This window comes from Streptomyces sp. NPDC048415 (assembly GCF_040651675.1).
GTDB lineage: Bacteria > Actinomycetota > Actinomycetes > Streptomycetales > Streptomycetaceae > Streptomyces.
In genome coordinates, this window is record NZ_JBEZKJ010000123.1 from 1 (window position 1) to 20,178 (window position 20,178).

The 20,178-nt window shown below is 70.1% G+C and carries 17 protein-coding genes and 1 pseudogene; 2 read left to right on the forward strand and 16 right to left on the reverse strand.

Annotated features, from left to right (window positions below; all coding sequences use genetic code 11):
- Nucleotides 1-62 precede the first annotated feature (62 nt).
- From AB0D27_RS40740 to pgsA, 16 genes and pseudogenes are all read right to left on the reverse strand, one after another.
- Nucleotides 63-2,630, reverse strand: a complete 2,568-nt coding sequence (locus AB0D27_RS40740) for a RelA/SpoT family protein (protein WP_362519402.1) — start codon at nucleotides 2,628-2,630, stop codon at nucleotides 63-65.
- Between the two features lie 227 nt (nucleotides 2,631-2,857).
- Entirely contained in the window at nucleotides 2,858-3,397 is a 540-nt protein-coding gene (locus tag AB0D27_RS40745; protein WP_362519404.1) for an adenine phosphoribosyltransferase, read from the reverse strand.
- Complete coding sequence (secF, locus tag AB0D27_RS40750) at nucleotides 3,394-4,509, reverse strand: protein translocase subunit SecF (RefSeq protein ID WP_362519407.1); 1,116 nt, start codon at nucleotides 4,507-4,509, stop codon at nucleotides 3,394-3,396. The genes AB0D27_RS40745 and secF overlap by 4 nt, the downstream gene beginning before the upstream one ends.
- Before the next feature lies 1 nt (nucleotide 4,510).
- Complete coding sequence (gene secD, locus AB0D27_RS40755) at nucleotides 4,511-6,277, reverse strand: protein translocase subunit SecD (protein WP_362519409.1); 1,767 nt, start codon at nucleotides 6,275-6,277, stop codon at nucleotides 4,511-4,513.
- Between the two features lie 141 nt (nucleotides 6,278-6,418).
- Complete coding sequence (gene yajC / locus AB0D27_RS40760) at nucleotides 6,419-6,940, reverse strand: preprotein translocase subunit YajC (RefSeq protein WP_362519412.1); 522 nt, start codon at nucleotides 6,938-6,940, stop codon at nucleotides 6,419-6,421.
- A 197-nt stretch (nucleotides 6,941-7,137) separates the two neighbouring features.
- Entirely contained in the window at nucleotides 7,138-8,208 is a 1,071-nt protein-coding gene (gene ruvB, locus AB0D27_RS40765) for a Holliday junction branch migration DNA helicase RuvB (RefSeq protein WP_362519415.1), read from the reverse strand.
- A gap of 40 nt (nucleotides 8,209-8,248) precedes the next feature.
- On the reverse strand, nucleotides 8,249-8,857 hold the full coding sequence (ruvA, locus tag AB0D27_RS40770) for a Holliday junction branch migration protein RuvA (RefSeq protein WP_362519417.1): 609 nt from the start codon (nucleotides 8,855-8,857) through the stop codon (nucleotides 8,249-8,251).
- Nucleotides 8,854-9,435 carry a crossover junction endodeoxyribonuclease RuvC gene (gene ruvC / locus AB0D27_RS40775; RefSeq protein WP_362519420.1) on the reverse strand — a complete coding sequence of 194 codons (582 nt, stop codon included), beginning with the start codon at nucleotides 9,433-9,435 and terminating at the stop codon, nucleotides 8,854-8,856. The genes ruvA and ruvC overlap by 4 nt, the downstream gene beginning before the upstream one ends.
- A gap of 149 nt (nucleotides 9,436-9,584) precedes the next feature.
- Complete coding sequence (locus AB0D27_RS40780; RefSeq protein ID WP_362519423.1) at nucleotides 9,585-10,337, reverse strand: YebC/PmpR family DNA-binding transcriptional regulator; 753 nt, start codon at nucleotides 10,335-10,337, stop codon at nucleotides 9,585-9,587.
- Nucleotides 10,338-10,411: 74 nt separating this feature from the next.
- Entirely contained in the window at nucleotides 10,412-11,017 is a 606-nt protein-coding gene (pdxT, locus tag AB0D27_RS40785) for a pyridoxal 5'-phosphate synthase glutaminase subunit PdxT (RefSeq protein WP_362519426.1), read from the reverse strand.
- Between the two features lie 6 nt (nucleotides 11,018-11,023).
- Entirely contained in the window at nucleotides 11,024-11,947 is a 924-nt protein-coding gene (pdxS, locus tag AB0D27_RS40790) for a pyridoxal 5'-phosphate synthase lyase subunit PdxS (protein ID WP_362519429.1), read from the reverse strand.
- A gap of 207 nt (nucleotides 11,948-12,154) precedes the next feature.
- The gene (locus AB0D27_RS40795; RefSeq protein ID WP_362519432.1) at nucleotides 12,155-12,700 is read right to left on the reverse strand and encodes a hypothetical protein; all 546 of its coding nucleotides are present in this window, start codon (nucleotides 12,698-12,700) and stop codon (nucleotides 12,155-12,157) included.
- Nucleotides 12,701-12,736: 36 nt separating this feature from the next.
- Nucleotides 12,737-12,868: pseudogene (locus AB0D27_RS40800) on the reverse strand (formylglycine-generating enzyme family protein); the annotation flags it as partial.
- A gap of 127 nt (nucleotides 12,869-12,995) precedes the next feature.
- Complete coding sequence (locus AB0D27_RS40805) at nucleotides 12,996-14,156, reverse strand: glycosyltransferase family 4 protein (RefSeq protein WP_362519435.1); 1,161 nt, start codon at nucleotides 14,154-14,156, stop codon at nucleotides 12,996-12,998.
- Entirely contained in the window at nucleotides 14,153-15,100 is a 948-nt protein-coding gene (locus AB0D27_RS40810) for a phosphatidylinositol mannoside acyltransferase (RefSeq protein ID WP_362519438.1), read from the reverse strand. The genes AB0D27_RS40805 and AB0D27_RS40810 overlap by 4 nt, the downstream gene beginning before the upstream one ends.
- Nucleotides 15,097-15,819, reverse strand: coding sequence for a phosphatidylinositol phosphate synthase (gene pgsA, locus AB0D27_RS40815; RefSeq protein ID WP_362519441.1), 723 nt, complete (start codon nucleotides 15,817-15,819; stop codon nucleotides 15,097-15,099). Before pgsA ends, AB0D27_RS40810 begins: the two co-directional genes overlap by 4 nt.
- 249 nt (nucleotides 15,820-16,068) lie before the next feature.
- Between pgsA and AB0D27_RS40820 the strand changes: the two genes are divergently transcribed.
- Together AB0D27_RS40820 and AB0D27_RS40825 are read left to right on the forward strand one after the other, a co-directional pair.
- Nucleotides 16,069-18,264: an elongation factor G-like protein EF-G2 gene (locus AB0D27_RS40820; RefSeq protein ID WP_362519447.1), complete on the forward strand. Its 2,196-nt coding sequence runs from the start codon at nucleotides 16,069-16,071 to the stop codon at nucleotides 18,262-18,264.
- A gap of 169 nt (nucleotides 18,265-18,433) precedes the next feature.
- The gene (locus tag AB0D27_RS40825) at nucleotides 18,434-20,089 is read left to right on the forward strand and encodes a hypothetical protein (RefSeq protein WP_362519444.1); all 1,656 of its coding nucleotides are present in this window, start codon (nucleotides 18,434-18,436) and stop codon (nucleotides 20,087-20,089) included.
- The last annotated feature ends 89 nt before the right edge of the window (nucleotides 20,090-20,178 follow it).

Below are 20,178 nucleotides of genomic sequence, written 5' to 3' on the forward strand. Positions count from 1 at the left end.
GGGGCTCCCGTACGGGGCGTACGGGAGCCCCTCTACGTAGTGGCCGATTTACGGGCCGGACGTCAGGCCTCGGACGGCCTCCGGGCCGACGTCACGCGGTACACGTCGTACACGCCCTCCACGCCCCTGACCGCCTTCAGGACGTGCCCCAGGTGCTTGGGGTCGCCCATCTCGAAGGTGAAGCGGGATGTGGCGACGCGGTCGCGGGAGGTCTGGACGGCCGCGGAGAGGATGTTGACGTGCTGGTCCGACAGGACGCGCGTGACGTCCGAGAGGAGCCGGGAGCGGTCCAGGGCCTCGACCTGTATGGCGACCAGGAAGACCGAGGACTGCGTGGGCGCCCACTCGACCTCGAGGATGCGCTCGGGCTCGCGGGACAGCGAGTCGACGTTGACGCAGTCGCTGCGGTGCACCGAGACGCCGCTGCCGCGGGTGACGAAGCCGATGATGGGGTCGCCGGGTACGGGCGTGCAACAGCGGGCCAGCTTGACCCACACGTCATCGACGCCCTTGACGACGACACCCGGGTCGGCGTTGGAGCGGCGCTTGCGGCTGCGGCCACGCGCCGGCGGAACGCTCTCGTCGATCTCCTCGGTGGCCGCCTCCTCGCCGCCGAGGGCCTGCACCAGCTTCTGTACGACGCTCTGCGCGGCGACATGGCCCTCGCCGATCGCGGCGTACAGGGACGAGATGTCGGGGTAGCGCATCTCGTGCGCGAGGGTGACCAGGGAGTCGCCGGTGAGGATGCGCTGGATGGGCAGGTTCTGTTTGCGCATCGCGCGGGCGATGGCGTCCTTGCCCTGCTCGATCGCCTCGTCGCGGCGCTCCTTGGAGAACCAGGCGCGGATCTTGTTGCGGGCGCGCGGCGACTTCACGAAGCCGAGCCAGTCGCGGGAGGGGCCCGCGCCGGCTGCCTTGGAAGTGAAGACCTCCACCAAGTCGCCGTTGTCCAGGGTGGATTCGAGCGGGACGAGCCGTCCGTTGACCCGTGCGCCTATGGTGCGGTGGCCGACCTCCGTGTGGACCGCGTACGCGAAGTCCACCGGTGTCGCGCCCGCCGGGAGCGCTATGACGTCGCCCTTGGGCGTGAAGACGAAGACCTCGTTGCGGGACAGGTCGAAGCGCAGGGACTCCAGGAACTCCGAAGGGTCCTCGGTCTCCTTCTGCCAGTCGAGCAACTGGCGCAGCCAGGCCATGTCGTTGACGGTGTCCTGGCCCGCGCTGCCCTTGGCCGCCCGGGGCACGTCCGTACGGATCTTGGAGGAACCGGCGACGGTCTCCTGCTTGTACTTCCAGTGCGCGGCGATGCCGTACTCGGCGCGGCGGTGCATGTCGAACGTACGGATCTGGAGTTCGACGGGCTTGCCGTTGGGCCCGATGACCGTCGTGTGCAGCGACTGGTACATGTTGAACTTGGGCATCGCGATGTAGTCCTTGAACCGGCCGGGGACCGGGTTCCATCGCGCGTGCACGGTGCCGAGGGCCGCGTAGCAGTCTCGTACGGTGTCGACGAGGACGCGGATGCCCACCAGGTCGTAGATCTCCGCGAAGTCACGGCCGCGGACGATCATCTTCTGGTAGACGCTGTAGTAGTGCTTCGGGCGGCCGGTGACCGTCGCCTTGATGCGGGCCGCGCGCAGATCGGACTGGACCTCGTCGGTCACTATGGCGAGGTACTCGTCGCGCTTGGGGGCGCGCTCGGCGACCAGGCGCACGATCTCGTCGTACATCTTGGGGTAGAGGATCGCGAAGGCGAGGTCCTCCAGTTCCCACTTGATGGTGTTCATGCCCAGGCGGTGGGCGAGCGGCGCGTAGATCTCGAGGGTCTCGCGCGCCTTCTTCTCCTGCTTCTCGCGCTTGAGATAGCGCATGGTGCGCATGTTGTGCAGACGGTCGGCGAGCTTGATGACCAGGACGCGGGGGTCCTTGGCCATGGCGACGACCATCTTGCGCACGGTCTCCGCCTGCGCGGCCTCGCCGAACTTGACCTTGTCGAGCTTGGTGACGCCGTCGACGAGGAGGGCGACCTGGTCGCCGAAGTCGCGGCGGAGGGTGTCGAGGCCGTACTCGGTGTCCTCGACGGTGTCGTGCAGCAGGCCCGCCATCAGCGTGGCCGGGTCCATGCCGAGTTCGGCGAGGATGGTGGTCACGGCGAGCGGATGCGTGATGTACGGGTCGCCGCTCTTGCGCTTCTGGCCGCGGTGCCAGCGCTCCGCCACCTGGTAGGCCTTCTCGACCTGGCGGAGCGTGGCCGTCTCGATCTTCGGGTCGTTGCTGCGCACTATGCGCAGCAGGGGCTCCAGGACCGGGTTGTACGGGTTGGAGCGCTGTACGCCCAGACGGGCGAGGCGGGCGCGTACGCGGTTGGAGGAGCCACCGGTGCGTGCGGGCTGGCCCGCCGTGGGACGGGCCACCGGGGTGCTCGCGGGACGCTCGGCGGGAGCCGGCTTGGGACGTGGCTGCTCGGCCGCCTTGTCGTCGGGCGCGGACTGGGCGTGCTCGACCGGCCCGCTCACGGCGTTCTTGGCGGGCTTGTCCGCGCGGGCCGGAGCGGACTGCTCGGGCTTGGCGGATGGGGCTGCCCCAAGATGTTCGGCTCTGGGGGCGAGTGGCTGGGCCTCGTCTGGCAAGAGGGCTCCTCGTGCGCGTTCCGGGTCCCCCGGTCAGGCTCCGGAGGACCCATGGTAGCGATCCTCGGCGTCGGACTCGCTGTCGGCCGCTGGGACGGCCTCGTACAGGAGAACGCGAGAGGCGGGCGCCGGATTCCTCCGGGCCCGCCTCCGCGGTGTCCTACGGGTGTCCCCGGCCTTTCCCGGGGCTGTCCTCGGGGTGGCCGGGCGGCCTGCCCTCAGTCCTCTCAGACCTTGAGGAGCGCCTCCAGCGGAGCGCCCGCCAAAGCCGGCTCCAGGCGGCCGCGGCCGCCCAGGAAGCCGAGCTCCATCAGCACGGCGACGCCCGCCACCTCGGCGCCCGCCCGGCGGATGAGCTGGAGCGAGGCCTCGGCGGTGCCGCCGGTGGCGAGGACGTCGTCGACGACCAGGACGCGGTCGCCCGCGACCAGGTCCTCGGCGTGCACCTCGATCTCGGCGGAGCCGTACTCCAGGTCGTACGCCTGCGACAGGGTCGCTCCGGGGAGCTTGCCCGCCTTGCGTACGGGGATGAAGCCGAGCCCGGTGCGGACGGCGACCGGGGCGCCCAGGATGAAGCCGCGGGCCTCCAGGCCGACGATCTTGGTGGCCTCGTTGCGGACGGCGATGTCCGCCAGCGCGTCGGTGAGCGCGGAGAAGGCCGCCGGGTCTGCCAGCAGCGGGGTGATGTCCTTGAACGTCACGCCCGGCTCCGGGTAGTCGGCCACATCCCGGATACGGCTGAGCAGCAGCTCTCGGATGTCCGTCATCGGCGCTTCCCCGACGGTCGGCCGCGGCCGCGGTTGCGGGAAGCGGGCTGGTTGCGCGGGCCGACGACCGCGGGCGTCGCGTCCTCCGGCTCGTCGTCCAGCGACTCCTCGGAGACCTGGGTCTCCAGGGACTCGCCCTGCGCGGCGGCCTGGGCCCGCTTGGCCAGGACGCGCTTGCGCAGCGCCTTCATCTGCGGCTCGCGCTCCTTGAGGTCGGCGACGAGCGGCGTGGCGATGAAGATCGAGGAGTACGCACCGGCCGCGAGGCCGACGAACAGCGACAGGGAGATGTCGTTGAGCATGCCCGCGCCGAGCACACCGCCACCGATGAACAGCAGGGCCCCGACCGGCAGCAGCGCGACCACGGTGGTGTTGATGGAGCGGACCAGGGTGCTGTTGATCGAGCGGTCGGCGACATCGCTGTAGGTCCAGCGGGTCTGCTTGGTGATGTCCTTCGTCTGCTCCTTGAGGCTGTCGAAGACGACGACCGTGTCGTAGAGCGAGTAACCGAGGATCGTCAGCAGACCGATCACCGTGCCCGGGGTGACCTCGAAGCCGACCAGGGCGTAGATGCCGACCGTGATGGTGATGTCGTGGATCAGGGCGACGAGCGCGGCCACGGCCATCCGCCACTCGAAGGCGATGGCCAGGTAGATCACCACGAGGACCATGAAGATCGCCAGGCCTTCCCAGGCCTTGTTGGCGATCTGGTCACCCCAGCTGGGGCCGACCAGGTCGGCGTTGATCTTCTCCGAGTCGACCTTCAGGTCCTTGGAGAGCTCTTCCTTGATCTGGTCCGACTTGCCGGTGTCGATACCGGCGATCTGGATGCGCAGTCCGCCGTTGCCGAGCTTCTGGACGACCGCGTCGTGACCGGACGACTCCTGCGCGTACTTCTCGGCCTGCGTCACCGAAACGCTGGTCTTCTCGGTGGTGAAGACGGCTCCGCCCTGGAACTCGATGCCCATGTTCAGGCCGCGCACCGTCAGACCGAGGATGGCCGTGATGGTGATCAGGATGGAGATGCCGTACCAGATCTTGCGCTTGCCGACGAAGTCGTAGCCGATCTCGCCGCGGTGGAGCCGGGCGCCGAGGGTGCCGAGTTTCGACATCTCACGCCTCCTTCGTGTCGACGGGGGCGGACGCGCGACGGGTGCGGCGCAGCGGCGGCTTGGCGCCCAGTCGCTTCGGGTCGAGGCCGGACCAGCTGTGACCGCCCGCGAAGAACTTCCGGCGGGCGAGGATCGTCATCAGCGGCTTGGTGAAGAGGAAGACGACGACCACGTCGAGCAGCGTGGTCAGGCCGAGCGTGAACGCGAAGCCCTGGACCTTGCCGACGGTGACGATGAAGAGCACGGCGGCGGCGAGGAACGACACGAAGTCGGAGACCAGGATGGTGCGCCGGGCGCGCGGCCAGGCGCGCTCGACGGCGGGCCGCAGCGAGCGGCCCTCGCGGATCTCGTCCCGGATGCGTTCGAAGAACACGATGAACGAGTCCGCGGTGATACCGATCGCGACGATCGCACCGCAGACGGCCGGCAGGTTCAGCGCGAAGCCGATGGTGGGGCCGAGCAGCGCCATGATCACGTAGGTGAGGATCGCCGAGACCAGCAGCGAGGGAATGGCGATGACCGACAGGCCCCGGTAGTAGACCACCAGGTAGATGACGACCAGGGCCAGGCCGATCGCGCCGGCGATCAGACCGGCGTGCAGCTGCTCGCCGCCGAGCGCGGCGGTCACCGTGGTGACGCTCGCCTCCTTGAAGGTGAGCGGCAGGGCGCCGTACTTGAGCATGTTGGCCAGGTCCTGGGCCTCGCTCTGGCCGAAGTTGCCGGAGATCTCCGCGTTGCCGCCGGTGAGCGCCTGCTTGACGTACGGGTCCGAGACGACCTCACCGTCGAGGACGATGGCGAACTGGTTCTGCGGGGTCTGGTTCTGCGCGAGCTCGCCGGTGATGCTGGCGAACTTCTTGGAGCCACCGGACGTGAAGTCCATGGTGACCTTCCAGCCCGCGGCGCTCGACGTGTCGTAGACGGCGGCGGCCTTCTTGATGTCCGTACCGGACACCTCGGCCGGGCCGAGGATGTACTTCTGCCACTGGCCGGAGTTCTTGCCGCAGGCCACGGTGGGGTCGGTGGGCTTGGCGCCCTCGCCGGCCTTGGCGCGGGCGGCCTTGTCGGTGCAGTCGAGCGCGGTGTACTGGGCCTCGAGCTTGGCGGTCGCGGGGTCCGTGCTGCTGCTCGCGGACGGCGAGGCGCTGGAGGAGGGCGAGGCGGACCCGGTGGCCGAGCTGCTCGCCGACGGGGTGGAATCGGCCTTCAGGGCGTCGGTGACCGCGCGGCCCTGGGAGGTGGCGGTGGCCGATGGGGTGGTGGAGCTCGACGGGGACGACGACGAGGACGCCTTGTCGGTCGCCTTGCTGGAAGAGCTGCCGGACGCGCCCGGCGAGGGGCTGGCCGACGCGTCGGCTCCGGAGACCTCGGTGGTCAGGACCGGACGGAAGTAGAGCTTGGCGGTGGTGCCGACCTGCTCCCGCGCCTGCTTGGAGTTCGTGCCCTTGGGGATGTTGACGATGATGTTCTTGTCGCCCTGGGTCTGGACCTCCGCCTCTGAGACGCCGAGACCGTTGACACGGCGGTTCATGATGTCGACCGCGGTGTTCATGTTGGTCTTGTTGATCGCGTTGGGCTGGCCGGGCTCGTTCTTCGCCTCGAGCGTGATGCTCGTGCCGCCGGCGAGGTCGATGCCGAGACGCGGGGTGGGGTGCCCGGAGAGGAACATCCCCCCGGTGAGCGCCGCGATGGCGATCAGGATGAGGGCCAGCGAACGCCCCGGCCTGCTCTGGGCGCTCGCGCTCCGGCCCTTCTTCGGTGCTGCCACCTTCTCGTACTCCCTCTCGGGCCGCCTCGCGCCGGGTGAGCGCGCGGGCGGCCATGACATGGTGTCGGGACTCCGTGCGAGAACAGCACGTCCCGGGAGGCGCGGGGCGCGAGCGGGTCGCGCCGCGCTCCCGGGTCGTGACTACTTCGCGTCGGCCTCGCCGTCGGTCTTCTTCGGCTCTACTTCGTCGACGTCGGCGGCCTCGTCGGCCTTCGCCTCGGCACTCTCGTCGGCCGGCTCGTCCGCCGCGTCCTTCTTGCCGAGGTCGATGGGCTTGTCGTCGGAAGCGTCGGAAGCGGCGTCGGCGGCGGCCTCGTCGGTCTCGGTGAGGGAGGAGGCGTCGTCCGGAACGACCGTGCCGTCGGACTTCAGGTCGTGCTCGACGCCGTGGACGATGCGGTTGTACTCGTCGTCGGACAGGACGGCGCCGATCGAGTTCTTGGCGAAGACGAGGTCGACGCCGGGGGCCGCGTCGAGGAGGACCGTCTCCTCGTTGACCTCCTTGACGGTGGCGTACAGACCACCGATCGTGCGGACGCCGGAGCCGGGCTGCAGCTCGTTGCGCATGGAAGCGGCCTGCTGCTGCTTCTTCTTGGCCGACCGGGTCATCAGGAACATGGCCCCGATGAGCACGATGAACGGGAGGAGGGTCACGAGACTCACGGGTCGGAACTTCCTTCTTCGACCGCGATGGTGAGCGGCCTGCTGGATGGGGGTATGTATGCCGTCGACAAGGGCGGCATCGGCGGAGTCTAAGCGAGTCCGCACTCAGGGAACAACGCTCAGCATGGCACCGGGGTTCCTGCCGCGCACCTACCCTCCCCCACTCGCGTCTTCGCTTGAGCGGGGGACCCCTGTCGTCACGTCCCGAACAGGTCCTGTTGTCCGTTTCCACCGGTCGACTGGCGGGGCGGGGTGAGGCCGAGATGCGCCCATGCCGCCGGTGTGGCCACTCGGCCACGGGGAGTACGCGCGAGCAGTCCCTCCCGTACGAGGAAGGGCTCGGCGACCTCCTCGACGGTCTCGCGCTCCTCGCCCACCGCGACGGCGAGCGTGGACAGACCGACCGGACCGCCGCCGAAAAGCTTGAGCAGGGCTTCCAGGACACCCCGGTCGAGACGGTCGAGGCCTCGAGCGTCGACTTCGTACACCTTCAGTGCGGCCGCCGCGATCTCGCGGGTGATGATCCCGTCCGCCTTGACCTGCGCGTAGTCACGGACGCGGCGCAGCAGACGGTTGGCGATACGGGGCGTGCCCCGGGAGCGGCCGGCGATCTCGGCGGCGCCGTCCGAGCCGATCTCGACGTCGAGCAGGTGGGCGGAGCGGTGGATGACGCGCTCCAGTTCGGCGGGCTCGTAGAACTCCATGTGCGCGGTGAAGCCGAAGCGGTCGCGCAGCGGGGGCGGCAGCAGGCCCGCGCGCGTGGTGGCGCCGACCAGGGTGAACGGCGGCAGTTCGAGCGGGATGGCGGTGGCGCCGGGGCCCTTGCCGACGATCACGTCGACGCGGAAGTCCTCCATGGCCATGTAGAGCATCTCCTCGGCGGGCCGGGACATGCGGTGGATCTCGTCGAGGAAGAACACCTCTCCCTCCTGGAGGGAGGAGAGGATCGCGGCGAGGTCTCCCGCGTGCTGGATGGCGGGGCCACTGGTGATGCGGATGGGGGCGCCCATCTCGGCCGCGATGATCATCGAGAGAGTGGTCTTGCCGAGGCCGGGGGCGCCCGAGAGGAGCACGTGATCGGCGGTGGCGCCACGCGCGCGTGCCGCCCGCAGGACGAGGTCGAGCTGCTCGCGGACCTTCTCCTGGCCGATGAACTCGTCCAGGTCCTTGGGACGCAGGGCGGCCTCGACTGCCTGGTCCTCTCGGTCGGCGGACGCGCCGACGAGCCGCTCGGCGGCGGTGTCGTCGGTCGTGTCGTCCCAGTTCATTGCGTGTGCCTCGCGGTGTGGTGGTCGGGCGGCGGGTGGTTCAGCGGGCGCGGTTCAAGGTCTGCAGGGCGGCCTTGAGGAGCGCGCCCACCTGGGGGGTGCTCTCGGCGGCCTCGGCCTGCGGGGCTACGGCGGTGACTGCCTCGTCGGCCTCGCGCGTGGCGTACCCGAGGCCGATGAGGGCGGCGTGCAGCTGGTCGCGCCAGCCGGTGCTGACCGGGGCGCCGATGCCGGTGCCGGTGCCCAGGGGCTCGCCGAGCCGGTCCTTCAGCTCCAGCAGGAGCTTCTGGGCGCCCTTCTTGCCTATGCCGGGGACGGCGGTGAGCGTCTTCTCGTCGCCGGTGGACACCGCGCGGCGCAGCGCGTCCGGCGTGTGCACGGCGAGCATCGCCTGGGCGAGACGCGGGCCGACGCCGCTCGCGGTCTGGAGCAGCTCGAAGGTCTGCCGCTCGTCGTCGTCCGCGAAGCCGTAGAGGGTGAGGGAGTCCTCGCGTACGACGAGGGAGGTGGCGAGCTTGGTCTGCCGGCCCTTGCGCAGCCCGGAGAGCGTGTTGGGGGTGCACTGGACGGCGATGCCGATGCCGCCCACCTCGACGACCGCGGAGTCGGGGGCGAGGGCGGCGACCGGGCCGCTGACGAAGGCGATCATGCGGTACGGCCTTTCGATGCGTGGTGCGATGCCTGTTTCGATGCGCGCGGGGTGGCGGCCTGCTGGAGTCTGTTCTGCGCGACGGCCTGCTGGAGCCGGTTCTGCGCGGGGGCGCGCCAGATGTGGCAGATGGCGAGAGCGAGGGCGTCCGCCGCGTCGGCGGGCTTCGGGGGCGCGTCCAGCCGGAGCAGACGCGTGACCATGGCGCCGACCTGGGCCTTGTCCGCGCGTCCACTGCCGGTGACGGCGGCCTTGACCTCGCTCGGGGTGTGCAGGGCGACGGGGATGCCGCGCCGGGCGGCGCAGAGCATGGCGACGGCGCTGGCCTGGGCCGTGCCCATCACCGTACGCACGTTGTGCTGGCTGAACACCCGCTCCACGGCGACGGATTCGGGCTGGTGCTCGTCGAGCCACTGCTCGATGCCCTGCTCGATGGCGACAAGGCGCTGGCCCAACTCGGCGTCCGCCGGGGTGCGTACGACACCGACGGCGCGCAGGGTCAGGGGCCGGCCGGCGACTCCTTCGACCACGCCGACACCGCATCGGGTCAACCCGGGGTCAACTCCCAGAACCCGCACCCGGCCCCCTCCTTCGATCTCCCCCAGCTACCGCTGGGAGGTGCCCAGTTTGTGCAGGCTATCGGGTGCCACTGACAACGGCCGACATGGCGACGGGCCGACGGGGCATGTCCCGTCGGCCCGTCGAGCCCGTTGAGTCCGCGGCAGCGTTACGCGTCGACCTTCTCCATGACCTCGTCGCTGACGTCGAAGTTGGCGAAGACGTTCTGCACGTCGTCGCTGTCCTCTAGGGCGTCGATCAGCTTGAAGATCTTCCGGGCGCCCTCCTCGTCCAGCTCGACCTGCATGGTCGGGACGAAGTTGGCGTCGGCGGAGTCGTAGTCGATGCCGGCCTCCTGGAGCGCGGTGCGCACCGCGACCAGGTCGGTGGCCTCGGAGAGGACCTCGAAGGACTCACCGAGGTCATTGACCTCCTCGGCGCCCGCGTCGAGCACGGCACCCAACACGTCGTCCTCGCCCAGCTCGCCCTTGGGGACGATCACGACGCCCTTGCGGTTGAAGAGATACGAGACGGAGCCCGGGTCAGCCATGTTGCCGCCGTTGCGGGTCATGGCGACGCGGACGTCCGAGGCGGCGCGGTTGCGGTTGTCGGTGAGGCACTCGATGAGCACCGCTACACCGTTGGGGCCGTAACCTTCGTACATGATCGTCTCGTAGTCGGCGCCGCCGGCCTCGAGACCGGCGCCACGCTTGACCGCGGAGTCGATGTTCTTGTTGGGGACCGAACTCTTCTTGGCCTTCTGGATGGCGTCGAACAGCGTCGGGTTGCCGGCCGGGTCGGCGCCACCGGTGCGGGCCGCAACCTCGATGTTCTTGATCATCTTCGCGAAGAGCTTGCCGCGCTTGGCGTCGATCACGGCCTTCTTGTGCTTCGTCGTAGCCCATTTAGAGTGGCCGGACATCTGCCTGTCTCCTTCGCGTAACCCATCCTGTACGAACTCCCCCGAGCCTTGAGAGCCTGGGAGACCCCCAGATCCTACAAGGACTCCGGTGTCCGGCTCGCGCGCACCATGTCGACGAAGAGGCCGTGCACGCGGTGGTCGCCGGTCAGTTCCGGGTGGAACGACGTGGCGAGCGCGTTGCCCTGGCGTACGGCGACGATGTGGCCGTCGTGCTCGGCGAGCACCTCGGCCGAGGCGCCCACGGACTCCACCCAGGGGGCGCGGATGAAAACGCCCTCTACAGGATCGCCCTCGACGCCCTTGACGTCGACCGCGGCCTCGAAGGACTCGTTCTGACGTCCGAAGGCGTTGCGGCGCACGATCATGTCGATGCCGCCGATCGTCTCCTGGCCCGAGCGCGGGTCGAGGATCTTGTCGGCGAGCATGATCAGGCCCGCGCAGGTGCCGTAGACGGGCATGCCGTTCCGCACGCGCGCGCGAAGGGGTTCCATCACTCCGAAGAGGACGGCCAGCTTGGAGATGGTGGTGGACTCACCGCCGGGGATGACGAGGCCGTCCACCTCGGCGAGTTCCTCGGGGCGCCGAACCGGCCTGGCCACGGCGTCGGCCGCGGCCAGGGCGATCTGGTGCTCCCGTACGTCGCCCTGGAGGGCCAGGACGCCTATGACAGGAGTGCTCATGGGTGACTACCAGCCGCGGTTGGCGTAGCGCTCGGCCTCAGGGAGGGTGTCGCAGTTGATGCCGACCATGGCCTCGCCCAGGTTGCGGGACGCCTCCGCGATGATCTTGGGGTCGTCGTAGAAGGTGGTGGCCTTCACGATGGCGGCGGCACGCTTGGCCGGGTCGCCCGACTTGAAGATGCCGGAGCCGACGAAGACGCCCTCGGCGCCGAGCTGGCGCATCAGCGCGGCGTCGGCGGGGGTGGCGACACCACCGGCGGAGAAGAGGACGACCGGGAGCTTGCCCAGCTCGGCGACCTCCTTGACGATCTCGTACGGGGCGCGCAGCTCCTTGGCGGCGGCGTACAGCTCGTTGTTGTCGAAGCCGCGCAGCTTGGCGATCTCGTTCTTGATCTGGCGCAGGTGGCGGACGGCCTCGACGACGTTGCCGGTGCCGGCCTCGCCCTTGGAGCGGATCATGGCGGCGCCCTCGGCGATGCGGCGCAGGGCCTCGCCCAGGTTGGTGGCGCCACAGACGAAGGGGGTCGTGAAGGCCCACTTGTCGGAGTGGTTGACCTCGTCGGCCGGGGTGAGGACCTCGGACTCGTCGATGTAGTCGACGCCGAGGGACTGCAGGACCTGGGCCTCGACGAAGTGGCCGATACGCGACTTGGCCATGACCGGGATCGAGACCGCGTCGATGATCTCCTCGATCATGTTCGGGTCCGACATACGGGCCACGCCGCCGTCCTTGCGGATGTCGGCGGGGACCCGCTCCAGGGCCATGACGGCCACGGCGCCGGCGTCCTCGGCGATCTTCGCCTGCTCGGCGTTGACCACGTCCATGATCACGCCGCCCTTGAGCTGCTCGGCCATGCCGCGCTTTACGCGGGCGGTGCCGGTCGCAGGGGTTTCATCGGGGCGGGCGGAGTTGGAGAGCGTGCTGGACACGGGTTGACCTCACTCGGTGAAAGAGGGGTAGTGCATCACCGAGGAAACGTGAGGGGACCAGTCCACGGCAAGGGCCAATGGGGAGCCGGTGGATTTTTTTCGCCCCCTCCACCCCTGCCCGTCCCATCCCTGGGGGCTGCGCCTCCAGACCCCCTTGTCGCGCTTCGCGCTCGTCCTCAAGCCCCGGACGGGCTGAAATTCCCCACCTCAGCCGGCCGGGCGGTCCGCCAGTGCCGTCGGTGGCTCGTCGTCCATCTCGAAGGCCAGCGGGAAGGGGGCATGGCCGGCGAGGCGGAACCAGCGGACCTTGCGGTGGCGGCGGAGGGCTCGGGCGGCACGTACGGCGTCGTTGTGGAAGCGCCGGGCCATCGGCACCCTCCGTACGGCCTGGGCCAGCTCACCCGCGGCCTCGTCGCCGCCGGGCGCCTCCCGCACCGCCGCGACCTGCTGCGCCTCGCCGAACACGGCCCGCAATGCCTGGCTCAGCTCACTTTCGGCCACCTCGCGCTGCTCCTCCTCGGCCTGCCGGGCGGCGTGGGCCGCTTCGTACAGCACGATCGAGGCGGCCGGATCGAGGACCCCGGAGGTGGCCAATTCCTGTGCCACGGAGGCTCGGCGCAGCAACTGGGCGTCGAGACCGGCGCGGGTCGCGTCGATGCGGGCGTGCAGCCGGTCCAGACGCCCTGCGGTCCAGCTCAGGTAAAGGCCGATCGCGACGAGGGCGACGAGGATCCAGATGAGGGTTGCGGTCACGGGCGGCAAGGCTACCCGGGCGCGGTCACCGCTCCTCTAGGTACCAGGCGCAACGGATGGGTCCCAAGCGCAACGGAAGCCGCCGTGCCCGGTCGAGGAGTCCGGCGTGATTTTCGAACGGGCGGCGACCCGGTAGCGGTTGCGGTAGGAGGAGTGGCACAACGGGGTGGTCTCGCGCCCGGCGACATCCGGGCCCGGCCCCCGGGGGCCGGGCCCGACCAGTTGGAAAAACGAACTGACCTTCCCGCGCGCGGGAGGGACAGTTGGAGGTCCCCTCCCGAGGCGTGCGGCACGCTCAGTCCCGGGCCAGTCCGAACCGGGCGCGCAGGCCCGTGCGTTCGTCCGTGGCCACCGCCGCCGCCCCGTCCGTCACCGTCTCGTACACGGACAGGATGTCCGCACCGACCGTCGACCAGTCGAAGCGCCGTACGTGGGCGCTCCCCCGCTCGCGCAGTTCGGCCCGCCGCCCCGGGTCGCCCAGCAGCCGCAGCGCGGCGTCGGCCAGCGCGTCCGCGTCCTCGTTGGCGAACAGTTCGCCCGCCGCGCCCTGGTCGAGGACCTGGGCGAAGGCGTCGAGGTCGGAGGCGAGCACCGGTGCCCCGGCGGACATCGCCTCGACCAGGATGATCCCGAAGCTCTCGCCCCCGGTGTTGGGCGCCACGTACAGGTCGACGCTGCGCAGGAAGCGGGCCTTGTCCTCGTCGCTGATCATGCCGAGGAACTCGACGCGCGAACGCATCTCGGCAGGCAGGGACTCCACGGCCTCCTTCTCGTCGCCGCGTCCGGCGACCAGCAGCCGGGTCCGCGGGCGCTCGGCGAGGATCTTCGGGAGGGCCTTCATGAGGACCGGCAGGCCCTTGCGGGGCTCGTCGATACGGCCGATGAAGCCGAGGGTGTCGCCCTGCCACGCGGGCTTGGGCTTGGCGCGGGCGAAGAAGTCCACGTCGACGCCGTTCGGGATGACGACGGCGTCGCCCCCGAGGTGTTCGACGAGGGTGCGCCGGGCGTACTCGCTCACGGCGATCCGCGCGCTGATCTTCTCCAGGGCCGCCTGGAGGATCGCGTACGCGGCGACCATGGCCCGGGAGCGCGGGTTCGACGTGTGGAAGGTCGCGACGATCGGTCCCTGCGCGGCCCAGCACGTCAGCAGGCCCAGCGACGGCGAGGACGGCTCGTGGATGTGGACCACGTCGAAGGTGCCGTCGTGCAGCCAGCGCCGTACCCGGGCCGCCGACAGGAAGCCGAAGTTCAGGCGCGCCACGGAGCCGTTGTAGGGCACCGGGACCGCGCGGCCGGCGGAGACGACGTACGGCGGCAGGGGGGTCTCGTCGTCCGCGGGGGCGAGGACGGACACCTCGTGCCCGAGGCGGATGAGGTGTTCGGCCAGGTCACGGATGTGGAACTGGACGCCGCCCGGCACGTCCCAGGAGTACGGGCAGACGATGCCGATCCTCACGGGGTCCCCTTCTCGGCATCCTGCTCGGGCGACTCTCCGGGAGCCTTGCCCGGATCGAGGTCCTTCAGCCACAAGCGTTGCAGCATGTGCCAGTCCTCCGGATGGTCGGCGATCCCCGTGGCGAAGGCGTCGGCCAGCGCCTGTGTCATGACAGACGTCTTTTCGGCGCGGGTGCCTGTCTCGGGAACGTCGACGGGGGGATGCACGCGGCCACGCATCACGGGCGAGTCGTCGTACCAGAGCGTCACCGGGAGGAGCAGGGCGCCGGTCTGCTGGGCGAGCAGCGCGGGTCCCGCGGGCATCCGGGTCGCCTCGCCGAAGAACTTCACCTCGACGCCGGACGCGGACAGGTCGCGCTCGGCGACCAGGCAGATCAGCCCGCCGTCGCGCAGCCGCCGGGCCAGGGTGCCGAAGGCGGTGCCGCCGCTGTGCGGCAGGACCTCCATGCCGAGGCCCTCGCGGTAGGCGACGAAACGGTCGTACAGCGACTCCGGCTTGAGGCGCTCGGCGACGGTCGTGAACGGCGTCTCGAGTTTGGTGGTGACCCAGGCGCCCGCGAGATCCCAGTTGCCCATGTGCGGGAGGGCCAGGATCACACCCTTGTCGGAGGCGAGCGCGTCGGTCAGGTGGTGCACGTCCTTCGGCTCGAAGCCCGACTTCACGCGCTCCTCGCTCCAGGCGGGAAGCCGGAAGGACTCCATCCAGTAGCGCAGGTAGGAGCGCATGCCGGCTTTGGAGAGCTCGGCGAGCCGCTCCGGGCTCGCGTCGGGCACCACGCGCGCGTAGTTGCTCTCCAGACGCTGTACGCCCTTGCCGCGCTTCTTCCAGGCGATGTCGGCGATCGTGCGGCCGAGCCGGACGGCGACCGGTTCGGGGAGCTTCTTGACGGTGCTCCAGCCGAGCGCGTACGCCCCGTCCACCAGCCTGTCCTGGAGACTGGTCACGATGTGGCCTCGCTGCTGCGGGCGGTGGCCGCGGCGTCCGCCTCCGCGGACTCCCGGCGCACCGTGACGACGCGCTGGATCAGGGTGACGACGCTGCCGACGGCGACGATCCACAGCGCGACGGGCAGCAGCACCTGGATGCCGGGCACCCCGAATTTGTGCAGGCCCGCGAAACCGGCCGCGACCAGCGAGATCACGAGCCGCTCGGCGCGCTCCACCAGACCGTTGACGGCGACCGGCAGGCCGATCGCCTCGCCGCGGGCCTTGGTGTACGAGACGACCTGACCGCTGGCCAGGCAGAAGATCGAGACGGCGCACAGGATGTTGTCGTCGCCGCTGCCCGCGTACCAGAGCGCGAAGCCGCCGAAGATCGCGCCGTCGGCGACCCGGTCGAGCGTCGAGTCGAGGAAGGCGCCCCAGCGGCTGGTGCGGCCGAGCTGGCGCGCCATGTTGCCGTCGACGAGGTCGGAGAACACGAAGAGCGTGATGACGACCGTGCCCCAGAAGAACTCCCCGCGGGGGTAGAAGACCAGCGCGCCCGCCATGACTCCGGCCGTACCCAGGAGGGTCACCGTGTCGGGGCTTACCCCCCGGCGGATGAGAAACGCGGCGAACGGTGTGAGGACACGCGTGAAGAATGCACGCGCGTACTTGTTCAGCATGGCCTTCCCGAGGGTCGGTGTCGCCGCGCGGCCCCTGCTGGCCACCGGCTGGCCCATCGTAGCGACGCGCGCGCGTGTGCGACGGTCGGGCACCCGCACCACGTGTCCCGGCACGACGGCATCACGGTGACGGCGCGATCGCGCCCGGTGACCAACAGCGGCGGCAGGATCGCGTCCGCCGTATGGACGCACCGTGACGCGAGTGCAAAGCTCGAAGACACCGCGGGCGTCGAGGGAGCCGCCACTGCACGCGGATTCCGCATGTCCGCGCCCACAGTGACCTCACCGTGCACGGGAGGCAAGACCATGGGCGACAAGGCCAACGCACACCCCGGAGCCGCCGGCAGGGCTACGGCGGCCGACCACCCCGCGTCCGTACGGAATGTGGTGCTGGTCGGCCACAGCGGATCGGGCAAGACGACTTTGGTGGAAGCTCTCGCTCTGACAGCGGGAGCGGTGAACCGGGCGGGCCGCGTGGAGGACGGCGGCACCGTCTCCGACTACGACGAGATCGAGCACCGGCAGCAGCGCTCGGTGCAGCTCTCCCTCGTGCCCGTCGAATGGGACGGATACAAGATCAATCTGCTGGACACCCCCGGATACGCCGATTTCGTCGGGGAGTTGAGGGCCGGTCTGCGAGCGGCGGACGCGGCCCTCTTCGTCGTCTCGGCTTCGGACGGGGTGGACGGCTCGACCCGGATGGTGTGGGAGGAGTGCGCGGCCGTCGGTATGCCGCGGGCCATCGTGGTCACCCACCTCGAAGCGGCCAGAGCGGACTTCGAGGAGATGACGCGGATCTGCGCGGAGGCCTTCGGCGCTGACGACCCCGACGCCGTACTGCCGCTGTATCTGCCGCTGCACGGCGAGCCGGGACCCGACGGGCACGCGCCCGTGACGGGCCTGATCGGGCTGCTCTCCCAGCGGTTGTTCGACTACTCGTCCGGAGAGCGCAAGGAGGCGGAGCCGGGACCCGAGCAGCTGCCGCTCATCGAGGAGGCCCGCAACCGGCTGATCGAGGGGATCATCGCCGAGAGCGAGGACGAGACCCTCATGGACCGCTATCTCGGCGGCGAGGAGATCGACCTCAAGACGCTCGTACAGGACCTGGAGCGGGCCGTGGCGCGCGGGAGTTTCTTCCCGGTGCTGGCCGCCGCTCCGGCCGCCGAGGGCTCCCGCCAGGGCCTCGGTACGGTCGAGCTGCTGGAGCTCGTCACGGGCGGCTTCCCGACCCCGCTGGAGGGCGAGGCCCCGACGGTGACCACCCCGGACGGCGAGCCGCGCGAGGTGCGGGCCTGCGACCCGAACGGGCCGCTGGTCGCCGAGGTCGTGAAGACCGCGTCCGACCCGTACGTGGGCCGCGTCTCGCTGGTACGGGTCTTCTCGGGCACCCTGCGTCCCGACGAGACGGTGCACGTTTCCGGGCACGGGCTGACCGACCGCGGCCACGAGGACCATGACGTCGACGAGCGCGTCGGCGCCCTGTCCGCACCGTTCGGCAAGCAGCAGCGCGCGCTCACCCACTGCATCGCGGGCGACCTGGCGTGCGTGGCGAAGCTGAACCGCGCGGAGACCGGGGACACCCTCTCGGCCAAGGACGACCCGCTGCTCATGGAGCCGTGGCAGATGCCGGACCCGCTGCTGCCGCTCGCCATCCAGGCGCACAGCAAGGCCGACGAGGACAAGCTCTCGCAGGGCCTCGGTCGGCTGGTCGCCGAGGACCCCACCATGCGCCTGGAGCAGAACCAGAGCACCCATCAGGTCGTCCTGTGGTGCTTGGGCGAGGCCCACGCGGACGTCGCGCTGGAGCGGCTGCGCAGCCGGTACGGCGTCCAGGTCGACGTCGTCCCGCACAAGGTCTCCCTGCGGGAGACGTTCGCCGGCAAGTCCGCCGGGCGCGGGCGCCATGTGAAGCAGTCCGGCGGGCACGGCCAGTACGCGATCTGCGAGATCGAGGTGGAACCGCTGCCGAACGGCTCGGGCATCGAGTTCGTGGACAAGGTCGTCGGCGGCGCGGTGCCCCGGCAGTTCATCCCGTCCGTGGAGAAGGGCGTGCGCGCGCAGGCCGCCAAGGGTGTGGCCGCGGGCCATCCGCTCATCGACGTGCGGATCACGCTGGTCGACGGCAAGGCGCACTCCGTGGACTCCTCCGACGCCGCGTTCCAGACGGCGGGCGGCCTGGCGCTGCGCGAGGCCGCCGCCGACGCCAAGATCCACCTCCTTGAGCCGGTGGCCGAGGTGACGGTCCTGGTCGGCGACGACTACGTGGGCGCCGTGATGAGCGACCTGTCGGGGCGGCGCGGCCGGGTCGTCGGCACCGAGCAGACGGGCGGCGGGCGCACGCTCGTACGAGCCGAGGTCCCGGAGCTCGAGATCGGGCGGTACGCCGTCGATCTGCGCTCCCTCTCGCACGGCACCGCGCGCTTCGACCGCAGGTACGCGCGGCACGAGCCGATGCCGCTCCAGATCGCCGAAAGGATCCGTGAACAGTCCCAGGACGCCTGACAGTTGAGGGCCGCGTTCGTCGGCGGGCGGCTTCGGCCGTCCGCCGACGAATGTCACTCCCGGCCGATACTCTGAGAACCTGATCAAGACGATGACCTGATCAACAGGTGTGCGGGGCCCGGAAGTCGGGAAAGCCGCAGGAGCGGGCGCGGCGGCATTGGGGGCGGAAGTGGCATTCGACGGTTTCGATTTCACTCCCGGAGCGCAGGTGCCGCTCTCGGGCTCCGCGGGGCAGACGGCGGCGACCTTCGCGCTGGCCTCGGCGGCGTACCGGGACAGCGGCATGGCGGAGATCCTGAAGGCCGACAACGAATGGCACCAGTCGACCGTCAAGCCGGGCAGGATCAAGCTGTTCGCGCCCAACCTGGGAGAGGCCTTCTCGCGGGCCGTGGCGGACCGCATGCTGGGCGCCGGCCGCAAGCCGCTCATCCAGTCCTTCGGCACCGAGCCGCAGGTCGTCGTGGAGCACTGCCTCGCGGCGAACAACATCCGCAGGGACCGCGACAACTGGCTGTCGGCCGTGATGGTGCTGTGCGGACTGCTCTTCCTGCCCGGGCTGCTGGTGTGGCTGCTGATCTTCCAGATCCGGACCCAGATCGCCAAGCGTGAGGGCCAGCGCGCCTCCGCCCTCGCCACCACGCTGCTCGTCGCCTTCGGCGCCCTCGCCGTGCTCTTCCTCATCAAGATGCCGTTCACGGGCTTCTGGGGCTGGTACGCGCGCGCGTCGATCGTCCTCCCCGTCGTCGGCTGGCTCTGGGCCAAGCAGATCTGCGAGCGCACCGCCAAGGATCTCCGGGAGCGCTGGGACAGTCTGCTGTCCGGTGGCGGCATCGGCGCCAAGATCCCCGAGGCCGTCCCCGGCAGCCCGGGTGAGACGGCGGCCGAGCGGCTGCGCCAGTCCCTGGCCCGGCTCACCGCCGAGCAGCAGTCCAACTCGGTCTTCTACGCGGGCCCCAAGGGCATACTCGGCATGGGCACCCGCTGGGGCAGCTGGCAGCTCGCCGAGGACCTGGTGCCGCGCGACGCGGCCAAGGAGATCCACCCCTTCCGCAGCTGGGACGTCATCCGATCCATCCACGACCAGCTGCGCATGCTGGAGCGCGGTCCGCTCAACACCGGTGGTTTCCCGGCCCCTTCGATCAAGCACTGGATCGTCACACCGATCGGTGAGAACGCGAAAGCGGTGTCCCGGCCGGGGGGTACGGACGTCGACGCGTACACGATCAAGACGCACGCCATACAGGACATCTGCAACAAGCAGCAGTTCGGCAGTGGTGACCGGCACTATCTAGGGGTCCAGTGGACGCTCTGGGACGGTCAGTTGATCATCACGATGCTGATCACGGTGACGGTGCTGCACGAGACGCTGCGCATCGAGGTCACCGGTCATGCGCTGGGGCCGGTGAACTCGCTGTTCACCACCAAGCCCGAGGCGCCGACGAAAGAGGTCGCCAAGGCGGTGAAGTTCTGGGAGACCCGCAAGGTGAGTCTGCCGCTGGTCACCACCGACGAGGTCGTACGGCTCGCGGCGCGGGCCCCGTTCACCTGGTACCCCCCGTTCCTCAACTGGCTCGGCGGCACCCTGACGCTTCCCGAGCCCTTCGGCCTGCGGCACGCCTGGGCGGACCAACCGTGGCGGCACCGCTTCATGGCGGACGATGCGCTGCGGGCGGCGACACCCGTCCTGCGGGTGGTGCACGCGGCGGCGATCAGGGTCCTCGAGGAAAACGGCGTCGACACGGAGAAGTTCGGCAACCGCTCGGCCTTCCTCAGCACGGCGGTCCAGGACCCGACCCCGAGGAAGGCGGACGTCTACGACGCCTAGGCCATTTCTGATGGCTCTTGGTGGGCTGGGTGGATCTCGTGGTTTGCCGGGCAGGACGCCCGTATGGTGCGGCGACACGAGCTCACGGA

Excerpts from the sequence above, each read along its gene's own strand:
- AB0D27_RS40745 (WP_362519404.1), bottom strand. The coding sequence starts at position 3,397 with ATGACGGACATCCGAGAGCTGCTGCTCAGCCGTATCCGGGATGTGGCC.
- ruvA (WP_362519417.1), bottom strand. The coding sequence starts at position 8,857 with ATGATCGCCTTCGTCAGCGGCCCGGTCGCCGCCCTCGCCCCCGACTCC.
- AB0D27_RS40780 (WP_362519423.1), bottom strand. The coding sequence starts at position 10,337 with ATGTCCGGCCACTCTAAATGGGCTACGACGAAGCACAAGAAGGCCGTG.
- secF (WP_362519407.1), bottom strand. The coding sequence starts at position 4,509 with ATGTCGAAACTCGGCACCCTCGGCGCCCGGCTCCACCGCGGCGAGATC.
- pdxT (WP_362519426.1), bottom strand. The coding sequence starts at position 11,017 with ATGAGCACTCCTGTCATAGGCGTCCTGGCCCTCCAGGGCGACGTACGG.
- ruvB (WP_362519415.1), bottom strand. The coding sequence starts at position 8,208 with ATGAACTGGGACGACACGACCGACGACACCGCCGCCGAGCGGCTCGTC.
- AB0D27_RS40820 (WP_362519447.1), top strand. The coding sequence starts at position 16,069 with ATGGGCGACAAGGCCAACGCACACCCCGGAGCCGCCGGCAGGGCTACG.
- pgsA (WP_362519441.1), bottom strand. The coding sequence starts at position 15,819 with ATGGGCCAGCCGGTGGCCAGCAGGGGCCGCGCGGCGACACCGACCCTC.